Genomic DNA, 19,747 nt, shown 5'->3' with positions numbered 1-19,747 from the left:
CCCACAAACCCGGGGGGTGCCGCGGCCCGGCTGCTGTCACAATCGTTTGCACCCTGGCCGCTTTTGGCCGGAGCCGTTCGTTCAACCTGATGGAATTGCCTCCGCGATGCGTCGATTTTTCATTGCCGCCAGCCTGGCCCTGGCCTTCCCGCTGACCAGCCTTGCCGCACCCGTCACGGTGGCCGGCGTCAAGTACGACGACACGGCCCAGGTGGCCAACAGCAAGCTGCAGCTGAACGGCGCGGGCCTGCGGCTCAAGGCCATCTTCAAGGTCTACACGGCCGCGCTGTACCTGCCGGCCAAGGCCACCACGCCCGACGCCGTCATCGCGCAGCCGGGCCCGAAACGCATGCACATCGTGATGCTGCGCGAGATCAACGCCGCCGAACTCGGCAAGCTGTTCGCGCGCGGCATGGAAGACAACGCACCGCGCGACGAGTTCTCGAAGTCGGTGGCGGGTGTGATGGCCATGAGCGACATCTTCTTCCAGTACAAGAAGCTCGGCGCCGGCGACTCGTTCACGGTCGACTGGGTGCCCGGCACCGGCACGGTCATCACCGTGAACGGCAAGGTGGCCGGCCAGCCCATCAAGGAACCCGAGTTCTATTCGGCGCTGCTGAAGATCTGGCTGGGCAAGTCGCCCGCCGACTCGCTGCTCAAGGAAAACCTGCTGGGCCGAACGGCGGACTGACGTTCAGGCGATCGCCACGGCGTCCAGCCGGTCGATCACCCCGTCGCAGTCCACATCGGCCACCGGCTGGCCGTGGTTGTAGCCGTACTGCACCAGCACCACCTCGCAGCCCGCGGCACGCGCGGCCAGCGCGTCGTTCACCGAGTCCCCGATCACGAGCACCCGTGACGGCGCCTCCCCCAGCGCGTCGCAGGTGCGCAGGAGCGGCAGCGGGTCGGGCTTCTTGCGTTCGAAGCTGTCGCCGCCGAAACACACCTGGAAAAACGGGGCGAGGCCCTTCTGTTCGAGCAACGTGCGGGCGAACGCCAACGGCTTGTTCGTCAGGCATGCGAGCTTGAGCCCGCTCGCCTGCAGGCGCACGAGCCCTTCCACCACCCCGTCATACACGTTGGCGTACTTGCCGTTGATGCGCTGGTAATGGTGCTGGTACCGCTCGAACGCTTCATCGAAGCGGCCGGCCGGGGCGCCCACCTCGGCCAGCGTCTGGCGCACCAGGTGCTCGGAGCCCTTGCCGATCGTCTGCTCGATGAACGTGCGGTCGACCCGCTCGGCCCCCAGGTCGGCCAGCGAGGCGTTGAGGGCCACCTGGAAGTCACCGAGGGTGTCGACCATCGTGCCGTCGAGGTCGACGATGGCGGCAGCGAAGCGGGGCTGGTTGGACTGAATGGCGTTCACAACTTCGAAATTGAGTTCACCCCACGACCGCTCGCGAGCAGAGATTGCAAACGCACAGGCTTCGTGACGGCACCTCGCACTTTACTGGAGTCGGTATCGGATGCACATGGCAAGAAGTTCAGCGCAGGGTGGCCAGCACCCGGTCGACCATCACCCCTGACTGACCCAGGTAGTTGGCGGGGTCGCACAGTTTGGCCAGCGCGGCACGATCGAGGTGCGGGCTGATCTCGGGATGCTCGGCGAGCAGGTCGAGCAGCGGACGGCGCTGCTTCACCGTCTCGCGGCAGATGTCGTACACGAGGTCGTGCGCATACTCGCGGCCGATGTAGCGGCCCAGCCCCATCATCACCGCCTCGCTCATCACGAGCCCCTGGGTCATGTCGATGTTGCGGCGCATCGCTTCGGCATCGACCTCCAGGCCTTCGAGCACGAAGCGGGATTGCTTCAGCGCGCCTGCCATGAGGCAGAAGGCCTCGGGAAGCACGATCCATTCGATCTCCCACGGGCCGGTGGAACGCTCGTGGTCGGCGACCATCGCGTCCATCAGCGCTGCCGCATGCTGGCGAACGACCGAGATGGCTGCGTGGATGTAGCAACTGGAGATCGGGTTGCGCTTCTGCGGCATGGTGCTCGAGGACCCGCGGCCATGGGCGAACGGCTCGTAGACCTCGCCCACTTCGGTCTGCATCATGAGCTTCACGTCCATGCTGAGCTTGCCGAGCGTGCCGCCCACCAGGCCGAGGAACGTGCCCACCTCCGCGATGTTGTCGCGGATCGTGTGCCAGGCGATCACCGGCTGCTTCAAGCCGAGCTCGGCGCACAGCCCCGCCTGCGTCTCCATCGCCCCGCTCTCCAGCGAAGCCAACGTGCCGGCAGCCCCGGCGAACTCGCCCACGAGAACCCGCTCACGCAGTTGCGTCAGCCGTTCGCGGTGGCGCTCGATGGCAGAGAGCAATCCTGCCATCTTGTAGCCGAAGGTCACCGGAATGGCCTGCTGCAGGTTGCTGCGGCCGATCATCGGGGTGTCACGGTGCACCTTCGCGTGGCGGGCCAGCGCGGCGGAGATGGCAGCGAGCTCCCGGTCGACGATGTCGAGACCCTCGCGGATCTGCAACACGGTGGCCGTGTCGGTGATGTCCTGGGTCGTGGCGCCCCAGTGGCAGTATTCACCGAGCTTGTCGCGGCACAACGCGTTGAGTTGCGACACCACCCCGAGGATCGGGTAGCCGATGCGTTCGGTCTGCAGGCGCAGCTTCGCCATGTCGATCTGGTCGAGGTGGCAGTGGCTGACGATCTCGTCGGCCGCTTCCTGGGGGATGAGGCGCAGGCGCCCCTGCACCTTGGCCAGCGCGGACTCGATGTCGAGGTACTTCTTCGTGCGGTTCTCGTCGGACCACACGTGACGCATCTCATCGCTGGAGAAGATGCCCTGGAAGATGGCCGAGTCGATGATGGTGGCTGACATGATGGGTTCCTCTGGAGGGTGGTGACGGAATCAGTTCCGGGCAGCGCGCTGCAACGTGCGTTGCGCGAGCAGGACGACGGGACGGTCGATCATTCGGCCGTCGAGTTGCGCGGCCCCTGGCGAGGCGGTTTCTGCCGCGAGCACACGCCCGGCCCAGGCGATCGCCTGCGGGTCCGGTGCCATGGCGCCGTGAAGCGGTGCGATCTGCCTCGGGTGGATGCACAGCTTCGCGCCGAAACCGAACCGGCGCGCCCACGCCCAGTCCGCCAGCAGCCGGGGCTGCTCGTCGAGCTGCGGGGTGACGCCGGCCACCGGCGGCGGAAGATCCGCCACGCGAGAGGCGAGCGCGAGCGCTCCTGCCGCATGCGCGAGGCCATCCGCGCTGTCGGCGATGTCCAGGTCGAGATCCAGCGCGTAGTCCAGCGTGCCGAACGCGAGTCGAACGACACCCGGGGTGCGGGCCAGGGTCTGCACTTGGGCAACGCCCCGCGCCGTCTCGACCAATGCGAGAACGGCTGCCTCCGGGACACCCGACAACACGCACCGGACATGATCCGGCGTTTCCGCCTTCGCCAGCATCAACTGCCCGATGCAGGCCTCTCGCAGCAAGCGAAGATCGTCCGGGAAATGCCGCGAGTCCGCCTCGTTGATGCGGATGAGCACACGTTCCCGGTTCCGCTTGTCCGCCCCACCACACCATCGCGCGATGGCGTCACGTGCGGCGCCCTTGTCGTCTGGCGCCACGGCATCCTCCAGGTCGAACACGACGGCATCGGCACCGCTGTCCAGTGCTTTCGCGAACCGTTCGGGGCGGTTCCCCGGCACGAAGAGGTAGGTGCGTGCATCCGTGAGCGAGGCCGGCATCAGATCGCCTCCGCCGCCCGCAGGCGATTGACCGTACCGGTGTCGAGCCCGAGTTCAGCCAGGATCGCATCCGTGTGCTGGCCGAGCGAGGGCACTGGGTCCATGCGGGGTCCCTCGTTCCACGTGCCCGGCGGCAGCATCGCCGGCACGGCGCCGGCGGGCGTTCCCACGTCTCGCCATCGGCTGCGGGCCTGCAACTGCGGATGCGCCCAGACGTCGTGCATCGTGTTCACCCTTGCGTTGGCGATCTGGGCCGCATCCAGCCGCTCCACCACCTGGGCCGCGCTCAACGTCGAGAACGCGTCGACGATGATGTCCCGCAGCACGCCCCGCTCCGCGACGCGCCTGGCGTTTCCTGCGAAGCGAGGATCTTTCGCGAGTTCCGGACGGCAAAGCACCTTGTCGCAGAAGTTGACCCACTCCCGTTCGTTCTGCAGGCCCAGCATGACACTGCCGCCATCGGCGCCGGAGGGAAACGGGCCGTACGGGTAGATGGTGGCGTGCGCCGCCCCGGTGCGCGGCGGCGGCGGCGCACCGCCGAAGGCGTAGTACAGCGGATAGCTGGTCCATTCGGCCAGGGCCTCCAGCATCGAGATGTCGATGTGCTGGCCGCGTCCTGTCTGCGCGCGCTGCAGCAGCGCCGCCAGGATGTTGGTGTAGGCGTACATGCCTGCGGCGATGTCGGCGATCGACGGGCCGGCCTTGCAGGGCTCGTCGGCCGTTCCGGTGACGGACACGAAACCCGCTTCGCTCTGGATCAGCAGGTCGTAGGCCTTCTTGTCGCGGTACGGTCCGTCCGCACCGTAGCCCGAGATGTCGCACACGATGATCGATGGCTTCCTGGCGGCCAGGGCTTCGTACCCCAAGCCCAGTCGCGCAGCGGCGCCGGGGGCCAGGTTCTGCACCACGACGTCGGCTTTCTCGAGGACCAGGCGTTCGAGCACCTGGGCCGCATCGGCATGCTTGACGTCGAGGGTGAGACTTTCCTTCGAGCGGTTGGTCCACACGAAGTGCGAAGCCAGCCCGCGCACACGGTTGTCGTAGCCTCGGGCGAAATCGCCCACGCCGGGTCGCTCGATCTTGATGACACGGGCACCGAGGTCGGCGAGCTGGCGCGTGGCGAACGGGGCCGCGATGGCGTGCTCCAGCGTGACCACGGTGATGCCCTTGAGGGGTTGCATGGTGAGTTCCCTTGATTTCAGCGCAGCGTCGCCACTGCATCCATCGTGAGCCAGCCCTCATGGTCCTGGGCCCACAGCCGAACGCTCTTGCCATCGCCGCCGACCTGGCCGTTGAGCTGGAACGGATTCAGGTCGAAGGTGGGCCGCACCGCCTTGAAGCGGAACGTCGCGATGTCGGCCTGAGGTGCGTTCCTGCGGACCAGGTCCATCAACAGCGTCGCGATCAGCGGGCCGTGGACGATCAGGCCGGGGTAGCCCTCCACCTGGGTGACGTACTGCCGGTCGTAGTGAATGCGGTGGCCGTTGAACGTGAGCGCGGAATAGCGGAACAGCAACACGTCGTCGGGAACCACCACCCGCTGCCAGGCCGCATCGGTCTCGGCGAGCCGCGGGGGTGGTTCGACGTCGCCGGGCCGCTTGGCCTCGCGGTACACGATGTCGTGGAACTCGACGATGGCAGGCGCGGCCGCGCCATTGCATCGAAGCTCGTGCCGCACCTTCACGAACACCAGCTGCCCGGTGCGGCCGTCCTTCACGGAGACATCGGTGATGGTGGACCGGCGTTCCACCACATCACCCACACGCACCGGTGCATTGAACTCGAACTGGCTGCCCGCCCACATGCGACGCGGCAAGGGCACGGGAGGCAGGAACCCGCCGCGACGCGCGTGGCCATCGGCGCCGATGTCGCTCTGCCGGTGCAATGGCAGGAAGTACAGCCAGTGCCAGAGCGGGTGCAAGGGGGTGCCGCGTTCGATGGCACGCGGCGGGTGGTCCAGCGTGGCATCGAGGGCCTTCACGGGCGTCGGGCTGATCTCGTCGTGCGTGGATTCGCTGCGGCCAACCCAGGCCTGCAGGTCGTCTAGGGACGCGTTCATGGCTCGGCCTCCCTTACTCGACGGTCAGCTTGGCCTGCTGGACGACGGCCTTCCATTTCACGATCTCGCCCTTGACCAACGCCCCGAACTGCTCCGGCGTGCTGCTCTCGACCGTGGCGCCGTGATCCTCCATCCGCTTGACGATGTCCTTTTCGGCAAGGACCTGGTTCAACGCCTTGTTCAGTTGATCGACCACGGCCTTCGGCGTCTTCGCGGGAGCGAAAAAGCCGTACCACTGCTGAACCTCCACGCCGCTCACGCCGGCCTCCTTGAGCGTGGGCACGTCAGGCAACAGCGGCGACCGTGCCGGCCCGGCGATGGCAAAAGCGCGCAGCTTGCCGGACTTGACGTGGGGAAGTGCCGTGAACAGGCTCGGGAACATGAACTGGGTCTGGCCGCCGATCGTGTCGCTGATGGCGGGAGCGGCGCCCTTGTACGGAGCTCCGAGCATCACGACACCGGTGCTCAGCTTGAACAGTTCGGCGGCATAGTGCGGCGCGGTGCCGTTGCCGGCGGAGGCATAGGTGTACTTGTCGGGCTTGGCCTTGAGCTGGGCCACCAGGTCCTTCACATCCTTCACCGGGACCGTGTTGTTGGCCACCATCAGGGTCGGCGAGTAGCCCACCAGCCCGATCGGGGCGAAGTCGGCTACCGGGTCATAGCGGAGCTTCTGCAGGGCGGGGTTCATCGCGTGCGTGCCGATGTACCCGAACACCAGCGTGTGGCCATCGGGCGTGGCCCGCGCCACGTACTCGCAGGCGATGGCGCCGTTGGCCCCCGCGCGGTTGTCGACGATGACCGTCTGGCCGAGCAGGGCGCCGAGGCGCTGCGCGATGGTCCGGGCCATGGCGTCGTTGCCACCCCCGGCCGCGGTAGGAACCACGATGGTGATGGTCTTGTCGGGAAAGGCCATCGCCAGCGGTGCGGAGGCGGCGAGGACGGCGGCAGCGACTGCGGGTGCAATGAGGCGTTTCATGGGGCGGTCTCCTTCAACGTGTCTGGAATAGACATAGGACGGGATATGCAGGTCGCCCTGCAGGATCTTGCGCGCAGTTCTCACGAGTGCGGCACGTTGGACGCTGGCGCCGTCGCCGGTGCCCTCGACCGTGACTTCGACGTCGATGCGTCCTTGGGGATGCAGCACGGAGATGCCCCGCGTGCCGCCGCGGTGCGAGGCACCGCTGATGACCGTTCCCGGCAGGGCGAAGGCGGTCGCGACGCCGATGGCGCCGGTCACCGCATGTGACGCATGACAGCGGCGCGGCGTGAAGTAGCGCGACGTCACGCTGTCGGCATCGTCACCCTCGCTGGCGATCACCGGCTTGGGCACGACGCTGCCTGACACGTCGCCCATGCCCATCGCCTCGCCGGCGGCCAGCCGGATGGATTCGATGCGATCGAGCAAGGCGCGGTCGGCGTCCAGCACGGCCGGCGTCTCACGGCCGGTCAGGCCAAGCTCGCTGGCCCGCAGGATCACGAGCGGCATCGCCGCATCGATGCAGGTCACGGCCAGGCCACCGAAGGTGTCGATGCGCCGGCCCGTGGGAAAGAGCGATCCGGTGACAGCGCCCCAGGCATCGAGGAAGTTGAGCCGGACGGGGGCGGCGGTACCCGCCACGCCGTCGATGCCCGTCTCGCCTTCATACGTCACACGCCCGCCAGGGGTCTGCACCGTGACGTCGATGCGCGACCGTGTGTTGACGTTGAACACGCGCACCACGGTCTCGCCATCTTGCGCACGGACGAGGCCTTGCTCGATGGCGAACGGGGCCACCCCGGACAGCATGTTGCCGCAGTTGGGGCGGGTGTCGACGGACCGCTGGCCCACACCGACCTGCGCGAACAGGTAGTCCACATCGCAGCCCGGCTCTTTCGACTTCGAGACGATCGCGACCTTGCTCGTCAGGGTGCTTCCGCCGCCGACGCCATCCACCTGCAACAGGTCGGATGCACCGATGGCGCCGATCAATGCCTCGTCGCGGGCCACGTCGTCGGCAGGCAACCACTCGCGGAGGAAGAAGGGGCCTCTCGACGTGCCGGCACGCATGAGGACGCAGGGGATGACTTGGTTCATGGACTGAATAGTGGTCGACGGCATTGCAAAAGTGAATTGCATCTTTAAGATCAACTGATCCGCTTTGAACATCAATCGAGGGGTTCACCATGGCCATCAACTTCGACCTCAACGACTTGCTCGCCTTTCGCGCCGTGGCGGAACTGAGCAGCTTTCGCAAGGCGGCGGAATCCGTTCATCTGTCGCAGCCGGCCTTCAGCCGGCGGATCGACAAGCTCGAGCAGGCACTGGGGGTGAGGCTTCTTGAACGCACCACCCGGCGGGTGACGCTCACGGCAGTGGGCCGTGACTTCGAGCGCAAGGTGCGAGAGCTGCTGGACGAGCTCGACGCCACGCTGCTGGGCATCCGCGGCGTGGCCGCGACGCACATGGGCGAAGTGACGGTCGCATGCGTCCCGTCGACCGTCTACTACTACCTGTCAGAGGTGATACGCCGGTATCACGTGCTATGCCCGAAGGTGCGGGTCAAGGTGCTGGATGCGGGCGCGAACGAGGTGCTGGCGGCGGTGGGCCGCGGCGAGGCCGACTTCGGGCTCAACTTCATCGGATCCCAGGAGGGCGAACTGGAGTTCAAGCCGCTGGTGGAAGAGCGCTTTGTTGCGGCCTGCCGGCGCGATCATCCGATGGCGAAGCTGCGCCGCGTGACATGGGCACAACTTGCGGAGTACGACTTCATTTCGGTTGGGCGCGCTTCGGGCAACCGTGTCCTGCTGGATCAGGCGCTGGCCGGCGTGAGCGGCAGACCGCAGGCGATCTACGAAGCGCAGCATGTGACGACGATGATCGGTCTGGTTGAAGCAGGCCTCGGCGTCGCCGCCGTCCCGTCCATGGCCATGCCGGGTCCTGATCACCCGTTGCTCGTCAGCCTTCCTCTTGTCGACCCCGTGGTCACACGCAAGGTGGGGTTGATTCGGCGCCGCGGGCGTTCATTGTCGACCGCCGCCCAACAGCTGTATGACCTGTTCGAGGACGTCAAGCGGCCGGCACGCTCCCCATCGAAGGCGAGGGCGGCGCCACCCACGACACCGAGGGCTGCGGGTTCGAGGCGCACGTGAAGAACCTCGAACGGCTTCGCGAGGTGCTCACCAAAATCCCCCACCGCCCGCGCGGGGCGGAAACACGGCACAGTGCGGTGCATCCCGCCATCCGGAGCCCGCTCGTGTCCCGCCTGTTTTCCCCCCTGCCGCTGGGGTCGCTCACGCTGCCCAACCGCATCGTCATCGCCCCGATGTGCCAGTACGCCGCGGTCGATGGCAACGCCACCGACTGGCACCTGATCCACCTCGGGAGCCTGGCGCTCTCGGGCGCGGGCCTGATGGTGCTCGAGGCCACGGCCGTGTCGCCGGAAGGCCGCATCTCCGCGGCCGACCTGGGACTCTGGAACGACGCGAACGAAACCGCGCTCGCGCTCGTGCTGGCCTCCGTGCGCCGGCACGCTGCGATGCCGCTGGCCATCCAGCTCTCGCACGCCGGCCGCAAAGGCTCCACGCAGGTGCCGTGGGAAGGTGGCTCGCAAGTCCACCCGCACGAACCGGCGGGCTGGCAAACCCTGGGCCCGTCGGCCGTGCCCCACGCAGCCACCGACACCCCGCCGCACGCCCTCGACGCGGACGGCTTGCGCCGTGTGCGCGACGACTTTGCCCGGGCGGCGCGGCGGGCCGCGCGGCTCGGGTTTGACGGCATCGAGCTGCATGCGGCGCACGGCTACCTGCTGCACCAGTTCCTGTCGCCGCTGGCCAACCACCGCACCGATGCCTACGGTGGACCGCTCGAGAACCGCATGCGCTTCCCGCTGGAGGTATTCGAGGCGGTGCGCGAGGCGTTCCCCGCCGGCCGCCCGGTGTGGATCCGCCTGTCGGCCACCGATTGGGTGGAGGGTGGCTGGGACCTCGACGGCACCGTGGCGCTGTCTCACGCATTGAAGGCGCGAGGTTGCGCTGCCATCCATGTGTCGAGCGGCGGGGTGTCCACGGCGCAGGCGATCCCGCTCGCGCCCGGCTACCAGGTGCCACACGCGCGCCGCGTGAAGGCCGAGGTGGGCCTGCCCACGATCGCCGTGGGGCTCATCACCAGCGCGGCCCATGCCGAAGCGGTGATCGCCGACGGCGAGGCCGACGCGGTGGGCCTCGCACGGGCGATGCTCTACGACCCGCGCTGGCCGTGGCACGCCGCCGCCGAACTCGGCGCACGGGTGGCAGCGCCGCCGCAGTACTGGCGATGCCAGCCGCGGGAGGCCAAGGACCTGTTCGACATGACTCGCCAGGGGCCGGGCGGCCGCACCATGTAGCGGGCCTCGTCGCCGTGCGAGGCCAGTTGCCGGCCTCCGACCGCCATCAGCACGCCTGGCGCGCCCCCCGCCGCAACAGCGGCCAGGCCACCAGCGCCAGCAGCCACGCGGCGGGCTCCGGCACCGGCGCGGCCACGGCGCTCAGCACGAAAGCACGCTCCGCACCGCCGAACAGGCCGGTGCCGACGATCTGGCCCGCGTTGTTGATGTCGCTCACCTCCAGCAGCGTCCAACCGGCCCCGGTCGACGGGTCGAGCAGGGTGTTGAGGTCGATCAGGCCCGACGTCGCGCCGGCGATGAAGGCACGCTTTTCCGTGCCGTCACTCGTCGTCCAGAACGCCCCACCGACCAACCCCTGGTCGTTGATGGCTTCGGCCATGCTGTGAAAGAGGCCCGACGGGTCGAGGTCCACGATGCCGCCCGCGTCGGTGTACCGGAAGGCGTGCACCAAGTCGCTGCTCACGCCCGCGTAGCCAACGACATCGCCGCCGTTGTTGATCGCGGTCGACTTGCTGAACCCCCCACCGAGATCGCCCAGGAGCTGCACGCCATCCGCGTCGAGCCGCGCGGCGTGGTCGATGCTGTCGTCGGTGTAGGCGGCGACGCCGGCGACCTGCCCATGGTTGTTGATGTCGGCGACCAGCGAGTACAACCCCGGCAGCAGTTCGATACCAGTGCCCGGCGTGTACCGATAGCCGAACCCGGCCGACCCGTCGTAGCCTTCGCCGATGTACTGGCCCGCGTCGTTGATGCGGCGGACACCGAGGCCGTCGGCCAGGTACTCGGTGCCGATACCGGGGCGATACACGACCGACGACCCGGCCCCCACCGACCCCACGACCTGGCCAAGGCCGTTGATGCCGTACACACTGCTGGTGGCGCCGGCGGGCTGGCCTGCGAGCGTGGCGAAGTCGGTGACGCCCAGGCCCGGCGTGTACACGAACGCGTTGGCGCCGAAAGAACCGATCACCTGGCCGGCATCGTTGATCTGCGCGGCGGTCGAGCTGCCGCTGCCGAGCGCCCCGAGGTCGAACAAGGTGTACTGCGGGGCGGCCTGCAAGGGCAGGCTCGCGAGGGCGAACACGGCCGCCGCCGCGATGGATACGAGCCGGGTAGGTACGCGCATGGGAGCTCCCTGTGGTGGTCGGTCCACGCACGGTACGGGCCATGGCGCGCGCCGGCATCCTCAGGGCAGGGGAAGGACAAGGGGACACAAGGGCCGGGGTCGTGTCGGCGGCTGCCCAACCGCATCGTCATCGCGCCGATGTGCCTGGCCCTCGTCGAGACAACGCGTCAGGCGCCGGGCGGGCGCCCCGGGTCGTGCCGCTCAGGCACGCGCCAGTTCGGCGCGCATCGCGTCGATGGCGGCCTTGTAGTCCTTCTGCGTGAAGATGGCGCTGCCGGCCACGAACGTGTCGGCGCCGGCGGCGGCCACCTCGCGGATGTTCGAGGCCTTGATGCCTCCGTCCACCTCGAGGCGGATGTCGCGCCCGCTCGCGTCGATGAGGCGGCGCGCCTGTTCGATCTTCTTCAGTGCCGACGGGATGAAACTCTGCCCGCCGAAACCCGGGTTGACGCTCATGATCAGCACGAGGTCGACCTTGTCGATCACCCACTCGAGCACGTCGAGCGGCGTGGCCGGGTTGAACACGAGGCCAGCCTGGCAACCTTCGGCCTTGATCAGCTGCAGGGTGCGGTCCACGTGGGTGCTGGCATCGGGGTGGAAACTCACCAGGTCGGCGCCGGCCTTGCAGAAGGCCTGGGCCAGCGCGTCTACCGGCTGCACCATCAGGTGCACGTCGATGGGCACCCGGGCACCCGTTGCGGTGACCGCGTGTTTGCGCAACGCCTCGCAGATCATCGGACCGAAGGTCAGGTTGGGGACGTAGTGGTTGTCCATCACGTCGAAATGGATCCAGTCGGCGCCCGAATCGATGACCTGGCGCACTTCGTCGCCCAGGCGGGCGAAGTCGGCGGACAGGATGCTCGGGGCGATGCGGTAGGTGGTTTGACTCATCCCGGCATTTTAGGATTTCCGACCAGCGCCCTGGGGTCTGCCCGGATGTGACTTTCTTCGCGCTTCTAGAATGGCCTGCATGAGCCAGCCCGAATTCACCTGCAGTGCCACCGTCCGCCACCTCCCCGAACAATCGGAACCGGAGACCGGCCGGCACGCGTTCGCGTACACGATCACCATCCGCAACACCGGTGACATCGCGGCGCAGCTGATCGCGCGGCACTGGGTCATCACCGACGCCCACGGGCACACCGACGAGGTGCGCGGCCTCGCCGTCGTGGGCCAGCAGCCGCTGCTGCAACCGGGTGAACGGTTCGAATACACCAGCTGGACCACCATCGCGAGCCCGCAAGGCAGCATGCGCGGCACGTTCTTCTGCATGACGGAGGACGCCCACCCGTTCGACGCCCCCATCCCGGAGTTCGGCCTCACGCTGGCCTCCGCGCTGCACTGATGCTGTCGAAGCTGAAGCTGACCCTGCGCGGCCCCCTGCCCGGGGCCGAAGGGCCGTGGGACCTGAGCGCCCTGCTGACCGTCGCCGACGTGAACGCCTCGCAGCCCGAGCGCCACCTGTGGCTCGTGCGCCTGCTCGAATGGCTGAGGCATGCGCCGCTGCCGCAGCAGCAGACGCCCACCCCCATCCTGCGGCTGCGCCACTTGCTGAACGTGCTGGAGCGCAACCCGGAACACGAGGTGCAGGTGCGCGCCGTGCTGCGCCGCTTCTGGACCGATGTGGACACCGCCGCGCTGCTGGCCGACTTCGGCTTCGCCCCGCGCATGGACCTGATCGGCGAACTCGGCCAGCGCCTGCGGTTGCGCCTGCTGCCCGGCACGCCCGACACCCGCGACCTGGCCGAACTGTTCTACCTGCTGTTCCCGGTGGCGAGCGATGCCGACTGGCTCGATGCCATCGACACGCCCACGCTGACCCGCCTGATCGCGCTGCTGACGCCACAGGACGGCACACGCATCGACTGGCAGGCCCCGTTCCTCGACGCGATCATGTTCCTGGCGGCCTCGGTGCGGGCGCTCGGGTTTTCGCCGTCGATCCGCGCGCGCATGAGCCGCGACCTGCTCGTCGACCGGCCCTTCCGCCAGCTGGCCCGCGTGGCCGAGGACGTCTGCGATGCCGCGGAGGCGGGCAACGCCGAGTTGCTGTTCACGTCGGCCCAGTACCTGCGTGCGCTGCTCGACACGTGCCGGCGCTGCGCCGACAGCGTGCACGAGCACCTCGAGGACCACGGGGTGTCGGTGGGGCTCGTGTTCGAGCTCGACCAGCTCGACCGCCGCTCGCGCCGCATCGAAGACCTGCTCACGTGTGTGCTCAGCACCACGCCCGGCACCGAAATCACCCGGCTGCTCGCTCAACTGGTGCGCACGGCCGATGAACGCCGCAGCCTGCGCGCGCTGTTCGCGCGCCATTACTCGATGCTGGCGCGCAAGGTGGCCGAACGCAGCGCCGAAACCGGTGAGCACTACATCACCCGCGACCGCAGCGCCTACGGGCGCATGCTGAAAGCCGCGGCCGGTGGCGGTGCGGTGCTCGCGGGCACCACGCTGATGAAGTTCTTCGTGCTGGCGCTCGGCCTCACGGCGTTCTGGGCCGGCTTCTGGGCCGGCATCAACTACGCGGGCAGCTTCGTGCTGATCCACCTGGCGCACTGGACCGTCGCCACCAAACAGCCCGCGATGACCGCGCCGGCGATGGCCGAGAAGCTGCGCGACGTGTCGAACGACGACGCCGTGGAAGGGTTCGTCGACGAGGTGGCCCACCTGATCCGGTCGCAGTCCGCCGGCATCCTGGGCAACCTGTCGATCGTGGCACCGGTGGTGCTGGTGGCACAGCTCGCGAGCGAGGCCGTGTTCGGCAAACCGCTCGTGGGCGTGGAGGCCGGTGCCCACGTGCTCGACTCGCTGACGCTGCTGGGCGGCACGCCGCTGTATGCTGCGTTCACCGGCGTGCTGCTGTTCGCCAGCTCGATCATCGCGGGCTGGGTGGAAAACTGGTTCGTGTGGCACCGCCTCGACAGCGCCATCGCCTGGAACCCGCGCATCGTGGCCGCGCTCGGCCGCACGCGGGCGCAGCGCTGGGCCGAGTACTGGCGCCACAACATCTCGGGCTTCACGTCGAACATCTCGCTGGGCCTGATGCTGGGCATCGTGCCGGTGGTTGCCGCGTTCTTCGGGCTGCCCATCGACGTTCGCCACGTCACGCTGTCCACCGGCCAGCTCGCGGCCGCAGCCGGGGCCATGGGCGCGGACATCGTGAAGCTGCCGGCGTTCTGGTGGTGCGTGGCCGCCATTCCCGTGACCGGCCTGCTGAACCTGAGCGTGAGTTTCCTGCTGGCGTTCAAGGTGGCGCTGCGCTCGCGCGGCATCCGCTTGCGCGACCGCAGCCGCATCTACCGCGCCATCCGGCAGCGCCTGTGGCGCAAGCCGCTGAGTTTCATCGTTCCGCCCCGCGATGCACAACCGCCTCGGGGTCAGTGACCGGAATCGTCATCGCGCCGCTCGCCGCCGCGGCGGCCCGAGAACATCGTCCACCAGACGATCAACACCAACACGACAAGCGCACCGAGCGCTTCCAGCAAGATCAAACCCATGATGCAGTTCCTTCGCCCGTTCCGCGGGGTGCGGCCGGCCCTGACCGCGCTGATTCTAGGAGTGCTGGGCGCGTGCGCGACCGGCCCGTCCTCGCCGCCTGCCCCGGTGGAAGACCGCGGCGCCACGCCGGCCCCTGCCGCCCGCCCGGCCGCCGAACCGGGGGCCACGCTGATGCGCCAGCGTGCCCGCTGGGTGTCGGCCCAATGGACCGACCTGCCCGGCTGGGAACAGGACACCACCACCGAGCTGTGGCCGTCGCTGCTGCGGGGCTGCGAGAAGCCCGCGTTCGACTGGGCCCGGGTGTGCGTGGATGCCCGCGCCGCAGGCCCCATGACCGACGCCGCGGCCCGGGCGTGGTTGCGTGCGCGCCTGCAGCCGTGGCGGGTCGAAACACTCGAAGGGGCCAACGAAGGCCTCGTCACCGGCTACTTCGAACCGCTGATCGAAGCCAGCCGCGTGGCCCGAGGCCCGTACCGTGTGCCGCTGTACGGCCCGCCGGCCGACCTGGCCTTGCGCAACCCGTACTGGACACGCCAGCAGCTCGACACGGTGCCGGCCGCGAAGGCCGCGCTGCACGGCCGGGAGATCGCGTGGGTGGCCGACCCGCTCGACGCGCTGATCCTGCAGATCCAGGGCTCCGGCCGCCTCCAGGTGCAGGAAGCCAATGGCACGCAGCGGCTGATGCGCGCGGCGTTTGCGGGGCACAACAACCAACCGTACAAGTCGGTGGGCCGCTGGCTCATCGAACAGGGTGAACTGCGCGCCGACCAGGCCTCGTGGCCCGGCATCAAGGCGTGGGCGCAGAAGAACCCGCAGCGCCTGAACGAACTGCTGTGGAGCAACCCGCGCACGGTGTTCTTCCGCGAGGAAGCGCTGGCCGACCCGTCCATGGGGCCGAAGGGCGCCCAGGGGGTGCCGCTGACCCCGGGCCGTTCCATCGCGGTCGACCCGCTGAGCATCCCGTACGGCACGCCGGTGTGGCTCGACACCACCGAACCGCTCTCCAGCCAGCCGCTGCAACGGCTCGTGATGGCGCAGGACACCGGCAGCGCCATCGTCGGTGCGGTGCGGGCCGACTACTTCTGGGGTTGGGGCACCACCGCCGAACAGCAGGCCGGGCGCATGAAACAGCCGCTGCGCCTGTGGGTTCTGTGGCCCAGATCCTGACGCGCCCCGCACACGGCGCGGCGATACTCGAGGCAACCTCATTCCGGACCGTGTTGCCGCCATGACAAGCTGGGTGCGCCGATTCAGCAACCTGCTGTCGAAAGACCCCTCCCCGCGTTCCGCCACCACCGCCGCCAACGCCACCGCCGCTGGCAGCAGCCCACTGCCCGACCGAAGGGCGGCCGCACCGCTCCTCGACCTGGACGGCGAGCTTTTCAGCTGGCTGCTCGGCGAGTTGCCGGCCAGCGAGCACCCGCCCCACCCGGACGAACCCCTGTGGCTCGCCGAGCTGGACGCGATGATCGCCGCCGACAAGGGCCGCGGCGAGTTGCTGCCGCGGGCGGCCGGTGTGATCCCGCAGCTCCTCAACAGCTTGCGGGACGAAGCGCAGTCGGACGGTGAACTCGCCCAGCGGGTGGCCCGCGACCCGAACCTCGTCGCCGAGGTCACGCGGCTCGCCAACAGCATCGCGTTCCGCGGCACCGAGCCCGTCACCGAGCTGGCCGGCGCGATTCGCCGTGTCGGCACGACGGGCGTACGGCAGGCGGTCGCGAAGGTGGTGCTCAAGCCCATGTTCAGCGCCCAGGCCGGCGTGCTGTCGTTGCGCGCCACGGGCCCGCTGTGGGCCCACTCCCAGGCCCAGGCCGACCTGTGCCGCGCGCTGGGCCGGGAACGCGGGGTCGACCCCTTCGAGGCGTACCTCGGCGGCCTGCTGTTCGATGTGGGCTGGACCGCCGGCCTGCGCGCACTCGACCGCATCTTCGACAGCCACACCCCACCGGCCGGCCTCGCGTTCAGCAACGGCTTTCGCCAGGCCTTCCAGGTGCGGCGCGAGCGGTTGTTCGCGCAGTTCATCACGGGCTGGCGGCTGAGCCCGACGCTGCATGCGGCCGCCCGCTCGGTGAAGGCGGCACAGGGGTTCGCCGCCGCGGAAGACCCGCTGGCGCAGCTGCTGCTCGCGGGCAACCGCGTGGCAGCGTTGCGGGTGCTGGTGTCGGCCGGGCGGGTCCACGAGAACCCCGACCAGGTGGCCCAGTGGACCCCGGGGGTGCAGGCCGCCTACACCGCGCTCGCCTGACGCCGCACACGGACGCGCGGGGCCCCTCGCGCCACCGCGCGGTAGTGAAACACCAAACCCCTGCCCGGCGGCGGGGTGTAGGCCGAACGATATGCTGGACGCCCGTTCACCCCAACCGGCCGCCCAGTTGAACCCGAACGTCCTCCCCCCCGATCCCGACGAACGCAACGTGCGCCTTCTGGCCCACCGCCCGCTCGTGCGGCGCATTGCGAGCCGCATGCTGTCACGGCTGCCGGCCAACGTCGCGATGGACGAGCTGGTGCAGGCCGGCATGATCGGCCTCAACGAAGCCCTGACGCGTTTCGAGGAGGGGCGCGGTGCGACTTTCGACACCTACGCGTCGCGCCGCATCGAAGGGTCGATGCTCGACTCGCTGCGGTCGTCGGACGAACTGTCCCGCCACGTGCGCAGCCAGCAGCGGCAGATCCGGGCCGCGGTGCAGGCGCTCGAACACCGCCTCGGACGGGCCCCGCGTGCGAAGGAGGTGTCCAACGAACTCGGCTGGACGCTGGAGGTGTTCTACCGCGCCATGCTCGACGCCGGCGCGGCCCCCACGCGGCTCGAGGACGAAGCCCTCGAGCCACCTTCCGACGACAGCAGCCCGAACGGCCACGATGCGGCCCACGCGGCGGTCGACGAACATGCCGACCCGCAACGTGTGTTGCAGCGCCGGCAGCGCCACGAGGCCCTCGCCCAGGCCTTCGACGCCCTCGAACCCCAGGAGCGCGCGGTGATGGACATGATCTATGGCCGCGAACTCGACCTCGCCGAGATCGGCACCGCGCTGGGCGTCAGCGCATCCCGCATCTCGCAGATCCACCAGGCAACCGTGGCCAAGCTGCGCGTACGCATGCGCGACTGGTAAAGAAAAGGCGAGCGGAAGCGAAGCCGCAGATCAAGCCACCCGCGAGGTCCGGCTCCGCCGGCCGACCCGGGGTCGCCCCTCGGGGGCAGGAGCGAAGCGACTGGGGGGCTAATAAGTCCTATACGGGAGAAACTTGCCGGACATCAAGATGCGCACGCGGTCGCCATTCGGATCCGCCTCCCGCTTCAAGTCCATCTTGAAGTCGATCGCACTCATGATGCCGTCGCCGAACTCCTCGTGGATCAGTTCCTTGAACGTGGTGCCGTACACGCTCACCAACTCGTAGAAGCGGTAGATCAGCGGGTCGGTGGGCACCGAGGTGGGCAGCGATCCCTTGTACGGCACCACTTGCAGCCACTTCTGCTCGGTGTCGGTCAGGCCGAAGATGTCGCCCACGATGGCGGCCTGCTCGGCGGTCATGGTCATCTGGCCCAGGCAGGCGGCGGTGACCCACTCCTTGCTCTTGCCCACACGTTCGGCCACGTCGGACCATTTCAGGCCCCGGGTGACCTTCGCGGCCACGATCTTCTCGGTCACGTCCAGACGGCTCATCGTCAGTTCCTTGTGGTGGGTTGGGAAGTCATTGCAACGGGTGGCCGCCAGCGGCGGGACAGCGGCTTCCCCAGCACCGGATCGGTGCCGCGGCCGCGGGCAACAGGCCCCCGGAGGGGCAACGCAATGCCTATGCCACCACGGTGCAGTTGCGGCCCTGCACCTTCGCACGGTACATGGCCTGGTCGGCCCGTTCGATGGCGGCCTCGAATTCGTCGGCGCTGTTGACGGCGGCCACCCCTGCCGAGAAGGTCACGCGCAGGCCCGGGGCGATGGCATCGGCCGACAACCGTGCCAGCTGCGTGCGCATGCGGTCGACACAGGCCATTGCGTCGGTGGCCGTGGTGTCGGGCAGCATCAGCAGGAACTCCTCGCCCCCCCAGCGGCCCATCACGTCGGTGGTGCGCAGGCTGTCGCGGGTGAGCTGGGCGAAGGTCTTGAGCACCAGGTCACCGCCGCTGTGGCCGTAGGTGTCGTTGATGCGCTTGAACCAGTCGATGTCGAGCAGGGCCACGGCCATCGGCTGGCCCGTGCGGCGCTGGCGGGCCTTTTCGATGGCCATCAGCTCGTTCATGTGGCGGCGGTTCGACAGGCCGGTGAGTTCGTCGCGGCTGGCGAGGAGGCGGATCTGTGCAAGCGCGTGTTCGAGGTCGGCCTTCTGGCCGCGCAGGCGCGCACGGATCACGGCCATGCGGGCGGTGAGCGTGCCCACCGAGGCGAGGATGATCACGGCGAACAGCAGGTGCACCGCCTCCACCGCCGGCGGGTAGCGCGCCGGGTCGGTGATGCCCTTCCAGACCATCGTGGCGCCCAGCAGCGCGCAGGCAAAAAGCGCCAGGTCACGCGCCTGGCGCGGGCGAAGCGCAAACATGCCGAACACCAGCACCAGCACCAGCAGCGACATCACCGCGCCCCGGGCCGGCCCGGTGATCGCATACGACCCGACCGCCGCGAGCACCCCCAGCACCATCTGCGGCAACGTCAGCGACGGGTCGCTGCCCAGCCGCTCGTTCAGCCCCGAGCGGACGACCGCGTAGAAGCCAAGAGACCCACCCAGGTAGAACGCGCTCAGCCACATCGACGCATGCAGGTCCACGAGGCCCGCGAGCACCTCGGCGTGCTGTACCGCGGCGAATGCCACGTAGATCAGCACGGCGAGCAGCGACTGCGACGCGCGCACGCGCTGGGCGCTGCTGCTCGGCGCGAGCCACTGCGAGAACACGCGGGAAGCACTGAGGGACACCATGGCGGACTTATCGTCGGGCGGGGAATCGACTTGAGAGGGGGGCACCGGGGCGAGGCCGTCCGGCGTGCGCTTTCCACGAATGCGGGTGGGCATGCATCCTGGC

General features: G+C 68.8%; 18 protein-coding genes. 8 read left to right on the top strand and 10 right to left on the bottom strand.

The annotated features are described in order from the left end of the window. Positions 1-106 precede the first annotated feature (106 nt). Positions 107-691 carry a chalcone isomerase family protein gene (locus tag ASC87_RS11535; protein WP_056661164.1) on the top strand — a complete coding sequence of 195 codons (585 nt, stop codon included), beginning with the start codon at positions 107-109 and terminating at the stop codon, positions 689-691. 3 nt (positions 692-694) lie between these two features. On the opposite strand, the gene gph is transcribed toward ASC87_RS11535, so the two are convergent. The 6 genes from gph to ASC87_RS33715 all read right to left on the bottom strand — a co-directional run bounded on the left by gph (position 695) and on the right by ASC87_RS33715 (position 7,828). Next, on the bottom strand, positions 695-1,366 hold the full coding sequence (gene gph / locus ASC87_RS11530; RefSeq protein ID WP_056661161.1) for a phosphoglycolate phosphatase: 672 nt from the start codon (positions 1,364-1,366) through the stop codon (positions 695-697). A 118-nt stretch (positions 1,367-1,484) separates the two neighbouring features. Further along, positions 1,485-2,831: an adenylosuccinate lyase family protein gene (locus ASC87_RS11525; RefSeq protein ID WP_056661158.1), complete on the bottom strand. Its 1,347-nt coding sequence runs from the start codon at positions 2,829-2,831 to the stop codon at positions 1,485-1,487. A gap of 30 nt (positions 2,832-2,861) precedes the next feature. Continuing rightward, positions 2,862-3,695, bottom strand: coding sequence for a CoA ester lyase (locus ASC87_RS11520; RefSeq protein ID WP_056661155.1), 834 nt, complete (start codon positions 3,693-3,695; stop codon positions 2,862-2,864). Further along, positions 3,695-4,876 (bottom strand): CaiB/BaiF CoA-transferase family protein, encoded by a 1,182-nt coding sequence (locus ASC87_RS11515; protein ID WP_056661152.1) that lies wholly within the window; start codon positions 4,874-4,876, stop codon positions 3,695-3,697. The genes ASC87_RS11520 and ASC87_RS11515 overlap by 1 nt, the downstream gene beginning before the upstream one ends. A gap of 17 nt (positions 4,877-4,893) precedes the next feature. Continuing rightward, the gene (locus ASC87_RS11510; protein WP_056661149.1) at positions 4,894-5,754 is read right to left on the bottom strand and encodes a MaoC family dehydratase N-terminal domain-containing protein; all 861 of its coding nucleotides are present in this window, start codon (positions 5,752-5,754) and stop codon (positions 4,894-4,896) included. Between the two features lie 13 nt (positions 5,755-5,767). Beyond that, on the bottom strand, positions 5,768-7,828 hold the full coding sequence (locus ASC87_RS33715; protein ID WP_056661146.1) for a 4-oxalomesaconate tautomerase: 2,061 nt from the start codon (positions 7,826-7,828) through the stop codon (positions 5,768-5,770). Between the two features lie 89 nt (positions 7,829-7,917). Between ASC87_RS33715 and ASC87_RS11500 the strand changes: the two genes are divergently transcribed. Together ASC87_RS11500 and ASC87_RS11495 are read left to right on the top strand one after the other, a co-directional pair. After that, on the top strand, positions 7,918-8,883 hold the full coding sequence (locus ASC87_RS11500; protein WP_056661143.1) for a LysR family transcriptional regulator: 966 nt from the start codon (positions 7,918-7,920) through the stop codon (positions 8,881-8,883). A 104-nt stretch (positions 8,884-8,987) separates the two neighbouring features. Further along, the gene (locus tag ASC87_RS11495) at positions 8,988-10,115 is read left to right on the top strand and encodes an NADH:flavin oxidoreductase/NADH oxidase (protein ID WP_056661298.1); all 1,128 of its coding nucleotides are present in this window, start codon (positions 8,988-8,990) and stop codon (positions 10,113-10,115) included. Positions 10,116-10,161: 46 nt separating this feature from the next. Here the strand turns inward: ASC87_RS11495 and ASC87_RS11490 are convergent, their stop codons facing one another. Together ASC87_RS11490 and rpe are read right to left on the bottom strand one after the other, a co-directional pair. Then, positions 10,162-11,241, bottom strand: a complete 1,080-nt coding sequence (locus ASC87_RS11490) for a hypothetical protein (RefSeq protein ID WP_056661140.1) — start codon at positions 11,239-11,241, stop codon at positions 10,162-10,164. Positions 11,242-11,442: 201 nt separating this feature from the next. Further along, positions 11,443-12,132 (bottom strand): ribulose-phosphate 3-epimerase, encoded by a 690-nt coding sequence (gene rpe, locus ASC87_RS11485; RefSeq protein WP_056661137.1) that lies wholly within the window; start codon positions 12,130-12,132, stop codon positions 11,443-11,445. Between the two features lie 79 nt (positions 12,133-12,211). Between rpe and apaG the strand changes: the two genes are divergently transcribed. From apaG to ASC87_RS11460, 5 genes are all read left to right on the top strand, one after another. Next, entirely contained in the window at positions 12,212-12,586 is a 375-nt protein-coding gene (gene apaG / locus ASC87_RS11480; protein ID WP_056661134.1) for a Co2+/Mg2+ efflux protein ApaG, read from the top strand. Continuing rightward, positions 12,586-14,622, top strand: a complete 2,037-nt coding sequence (locus ASC87_RS11475; RefSeq protein WP_056661131.1) for a site-specific recombinase — start codon at positions 12,586-12,588, stop codon at positions 14,620-14,622. The genes apaG and ASC87_RS11475 overlap by 1 nt, the downstream gene beginning before the upstream one ends. Before the next feature lie 114 nt (positions 14,623-14,736). Beyond that, positions 14,737-15,903 (top strand): murein transglycosylase A, encoded by a 1,167-nt coding sequence (locus ASC87_RS11470; RefSeq protein ID WP_369820756.1) that lies wholly within the window; start codon positions 14,737-14,739, stop codon positions 15,901-15,903. Between the two features lie 61 nt (positions 15,904-15,964). Next, a complete protein-coding gene (locus ASC87_RS11465) occupies positions 15,965-16,981 on the top strand; it encodes an HDOD domain-containing protein (protein WP_082568550.1) in 1,017 nt (338 codons plus the stop codon). Positions 16,982-17,072: 91 nt separating this feature from the next. Beyond that, positions 17,073-17,846, top strand: coding sequence for a sigma-70 family RNA polymerase sigma factor (locus tag ASC87_RS11460; RefSeq protein WP_056661122.1), 774 nt, complete (start codon positions 17,073-17,075; stop codon positions 17,844-17,846). Positions 17,847-17,954: 108 nt separating this feature from the next. Here ASC87_RS11460 and cynS read toward each other — a convergent pair whose 3' ends face one another. Together cynS and ASC87_RS11450 are read right to left on the bottom strand one after the other, a co-directional pair. Next, positions 17,955-18,398, bottom strand: a complete 444-nt coding sequence (gene cynS / locus ASC87_RS11455; RefSeq protein ID WP_056661119.1) for a cyanase — start codon at positions 18,396-18,398, stop codon at positions 17,955-17,957. Between the two features lie 130 nt (positions 18,399-18,528). Beyond that, positions 18,529-19,644, bottom strand: a complete 1,116-nt coding sequence (locus ASC87_RS11450; RefSeq protein WP_056661116.1) for a GGDEF domain-containing protein — start codon at positions 19,642-19,644, stop codon at positions 18,529-18,531. Positions 19,645-19,747: the final 103 nt, after the last annotated feature.

Source organism: Rhizobacter sp. Root1221, assembly GCF_001425785.1.
Taxonomy (GTDB): Bacteria; Pseudomonadota; Gammaproteobacteria; order Burkholderiales; family Burkholderiaceae_C; genus Rhizobacter.
This window is presented reverse-complemented; position numbering and strand designations above follow the sequence as displayed.

Bases quoted from the DNA above. Each gene is read 5' to 3' on its own strand.
- ASC87_RS11535 (WP_056661164.1), top strand. From the start codon at position 107: ATGCGTCGATTTTTCATTGCCGCCAGCCTGGCCCTGGCCTTCCCGCTG.
- ASC87_RS11525 (WP_056661158.1), bottom strand. From the start codon at position 2,831: ATGTCAGCCACCATCATCGACTCGGCCATCTTCCAGGGCATCTTCTCC.
- ASC87_RS11520 (WP_056661155.1), bottom strand. From the start codon at position 3,695: ATGCCGGCCTCGCTCACGGATGCACGCACCTACCTCTTCGTGCCGGGG.
- ASC87_RS11515 (WP_056661152.1), bottom strand. From the start codon at position 4,876: ATGCAACCCCTCAAGGGCATCACCGTGGTCACGCTGGAGCACGCCATC.
- ASC87_RS11510 (WP_056661149.1), bottom strand. From the start codon at position 5,754: ATGAACGCGTCCCTAGACGACCTGCAGGCCTGGGTTGGCCGCAGCGAA.
- ASC87_RS33715 (WP_056661146.1), bottom strand. From the start codon at position 7,828: ATGAACCAAGTCATCCCCTGCGTCCTCATGCGTGCCGGCACGTCGAGA.
- ASC87_RS11500 (WP_056661143.1), top strand. From the start codon at position 7,918: ATGGCCATCAACTTCGACCTCAACGACTTGCTCGCCTTTCGCGCCGTG.
- ASC87_RS11490 (WP_056661140.1), bottom strand. From the start codon at position 11,241: ATGCGCGTACCTACCCGGCTCGTATCCATCGCGGCGGCGGCCGTGTTC.
- rpe (WP_056661137.1), bottom strand. From the start codon at position 12,132: ATGAGTCAAACCACCTACCGCATCGCCCCGAGCATCCTGTCCGCCGAC.
- apaG (WP_056661134.1), top strand. From the start codon at position 12,212: ATGAGCCAGCCCGAATTCACCTGCAGTGCCACCGTCCGCCACCTCCCC.
- ASC87_RS11475 (WP_056661131.1), top strand. From the start codon at position 12,586: ATGCTGTCGAAGCTGAAGCTGACCCTGCGCGGCCCCCTGCCCGGGGCC.
- ASC87_RS11470 (WP_369820756.1), top strand. From the start codon at position 14,737: ATGCAGTTCCTTCGCCCGTTCCGCGGGGTGCGGCCGGCCCTGACCGCG.
- ASC87_RS11465 (WP_082568550.1), top strand. From the start codon at position 15,965: ATGACAAGCTGGGTGCGCCGATTCAGCAACCTGCTGTCGAAAGACCCC.
- ASC87_RS11460 (WP_056661122.1), top strand. From the start codon at position 17,073: ATGCTGGACGCCCGTTCACCCCAACCGGCCGCCCAGTTGAACCCGAAC.
- cynS (WP_056661119.1), bottom strand. From the start codon at position 18,398: ATGAGCCGTCTGGACGTGACCGAGAAGATCGTGGCCGCGAAGGTCACC.
- ASC87_RS11450 (WP_056661116.1), bottom strand. From the start codon at position 19,644: ATGGTGTCCCTCAGTGCTTCCCGCGTGTTCTCGCAGTGGCTCGCGCCG.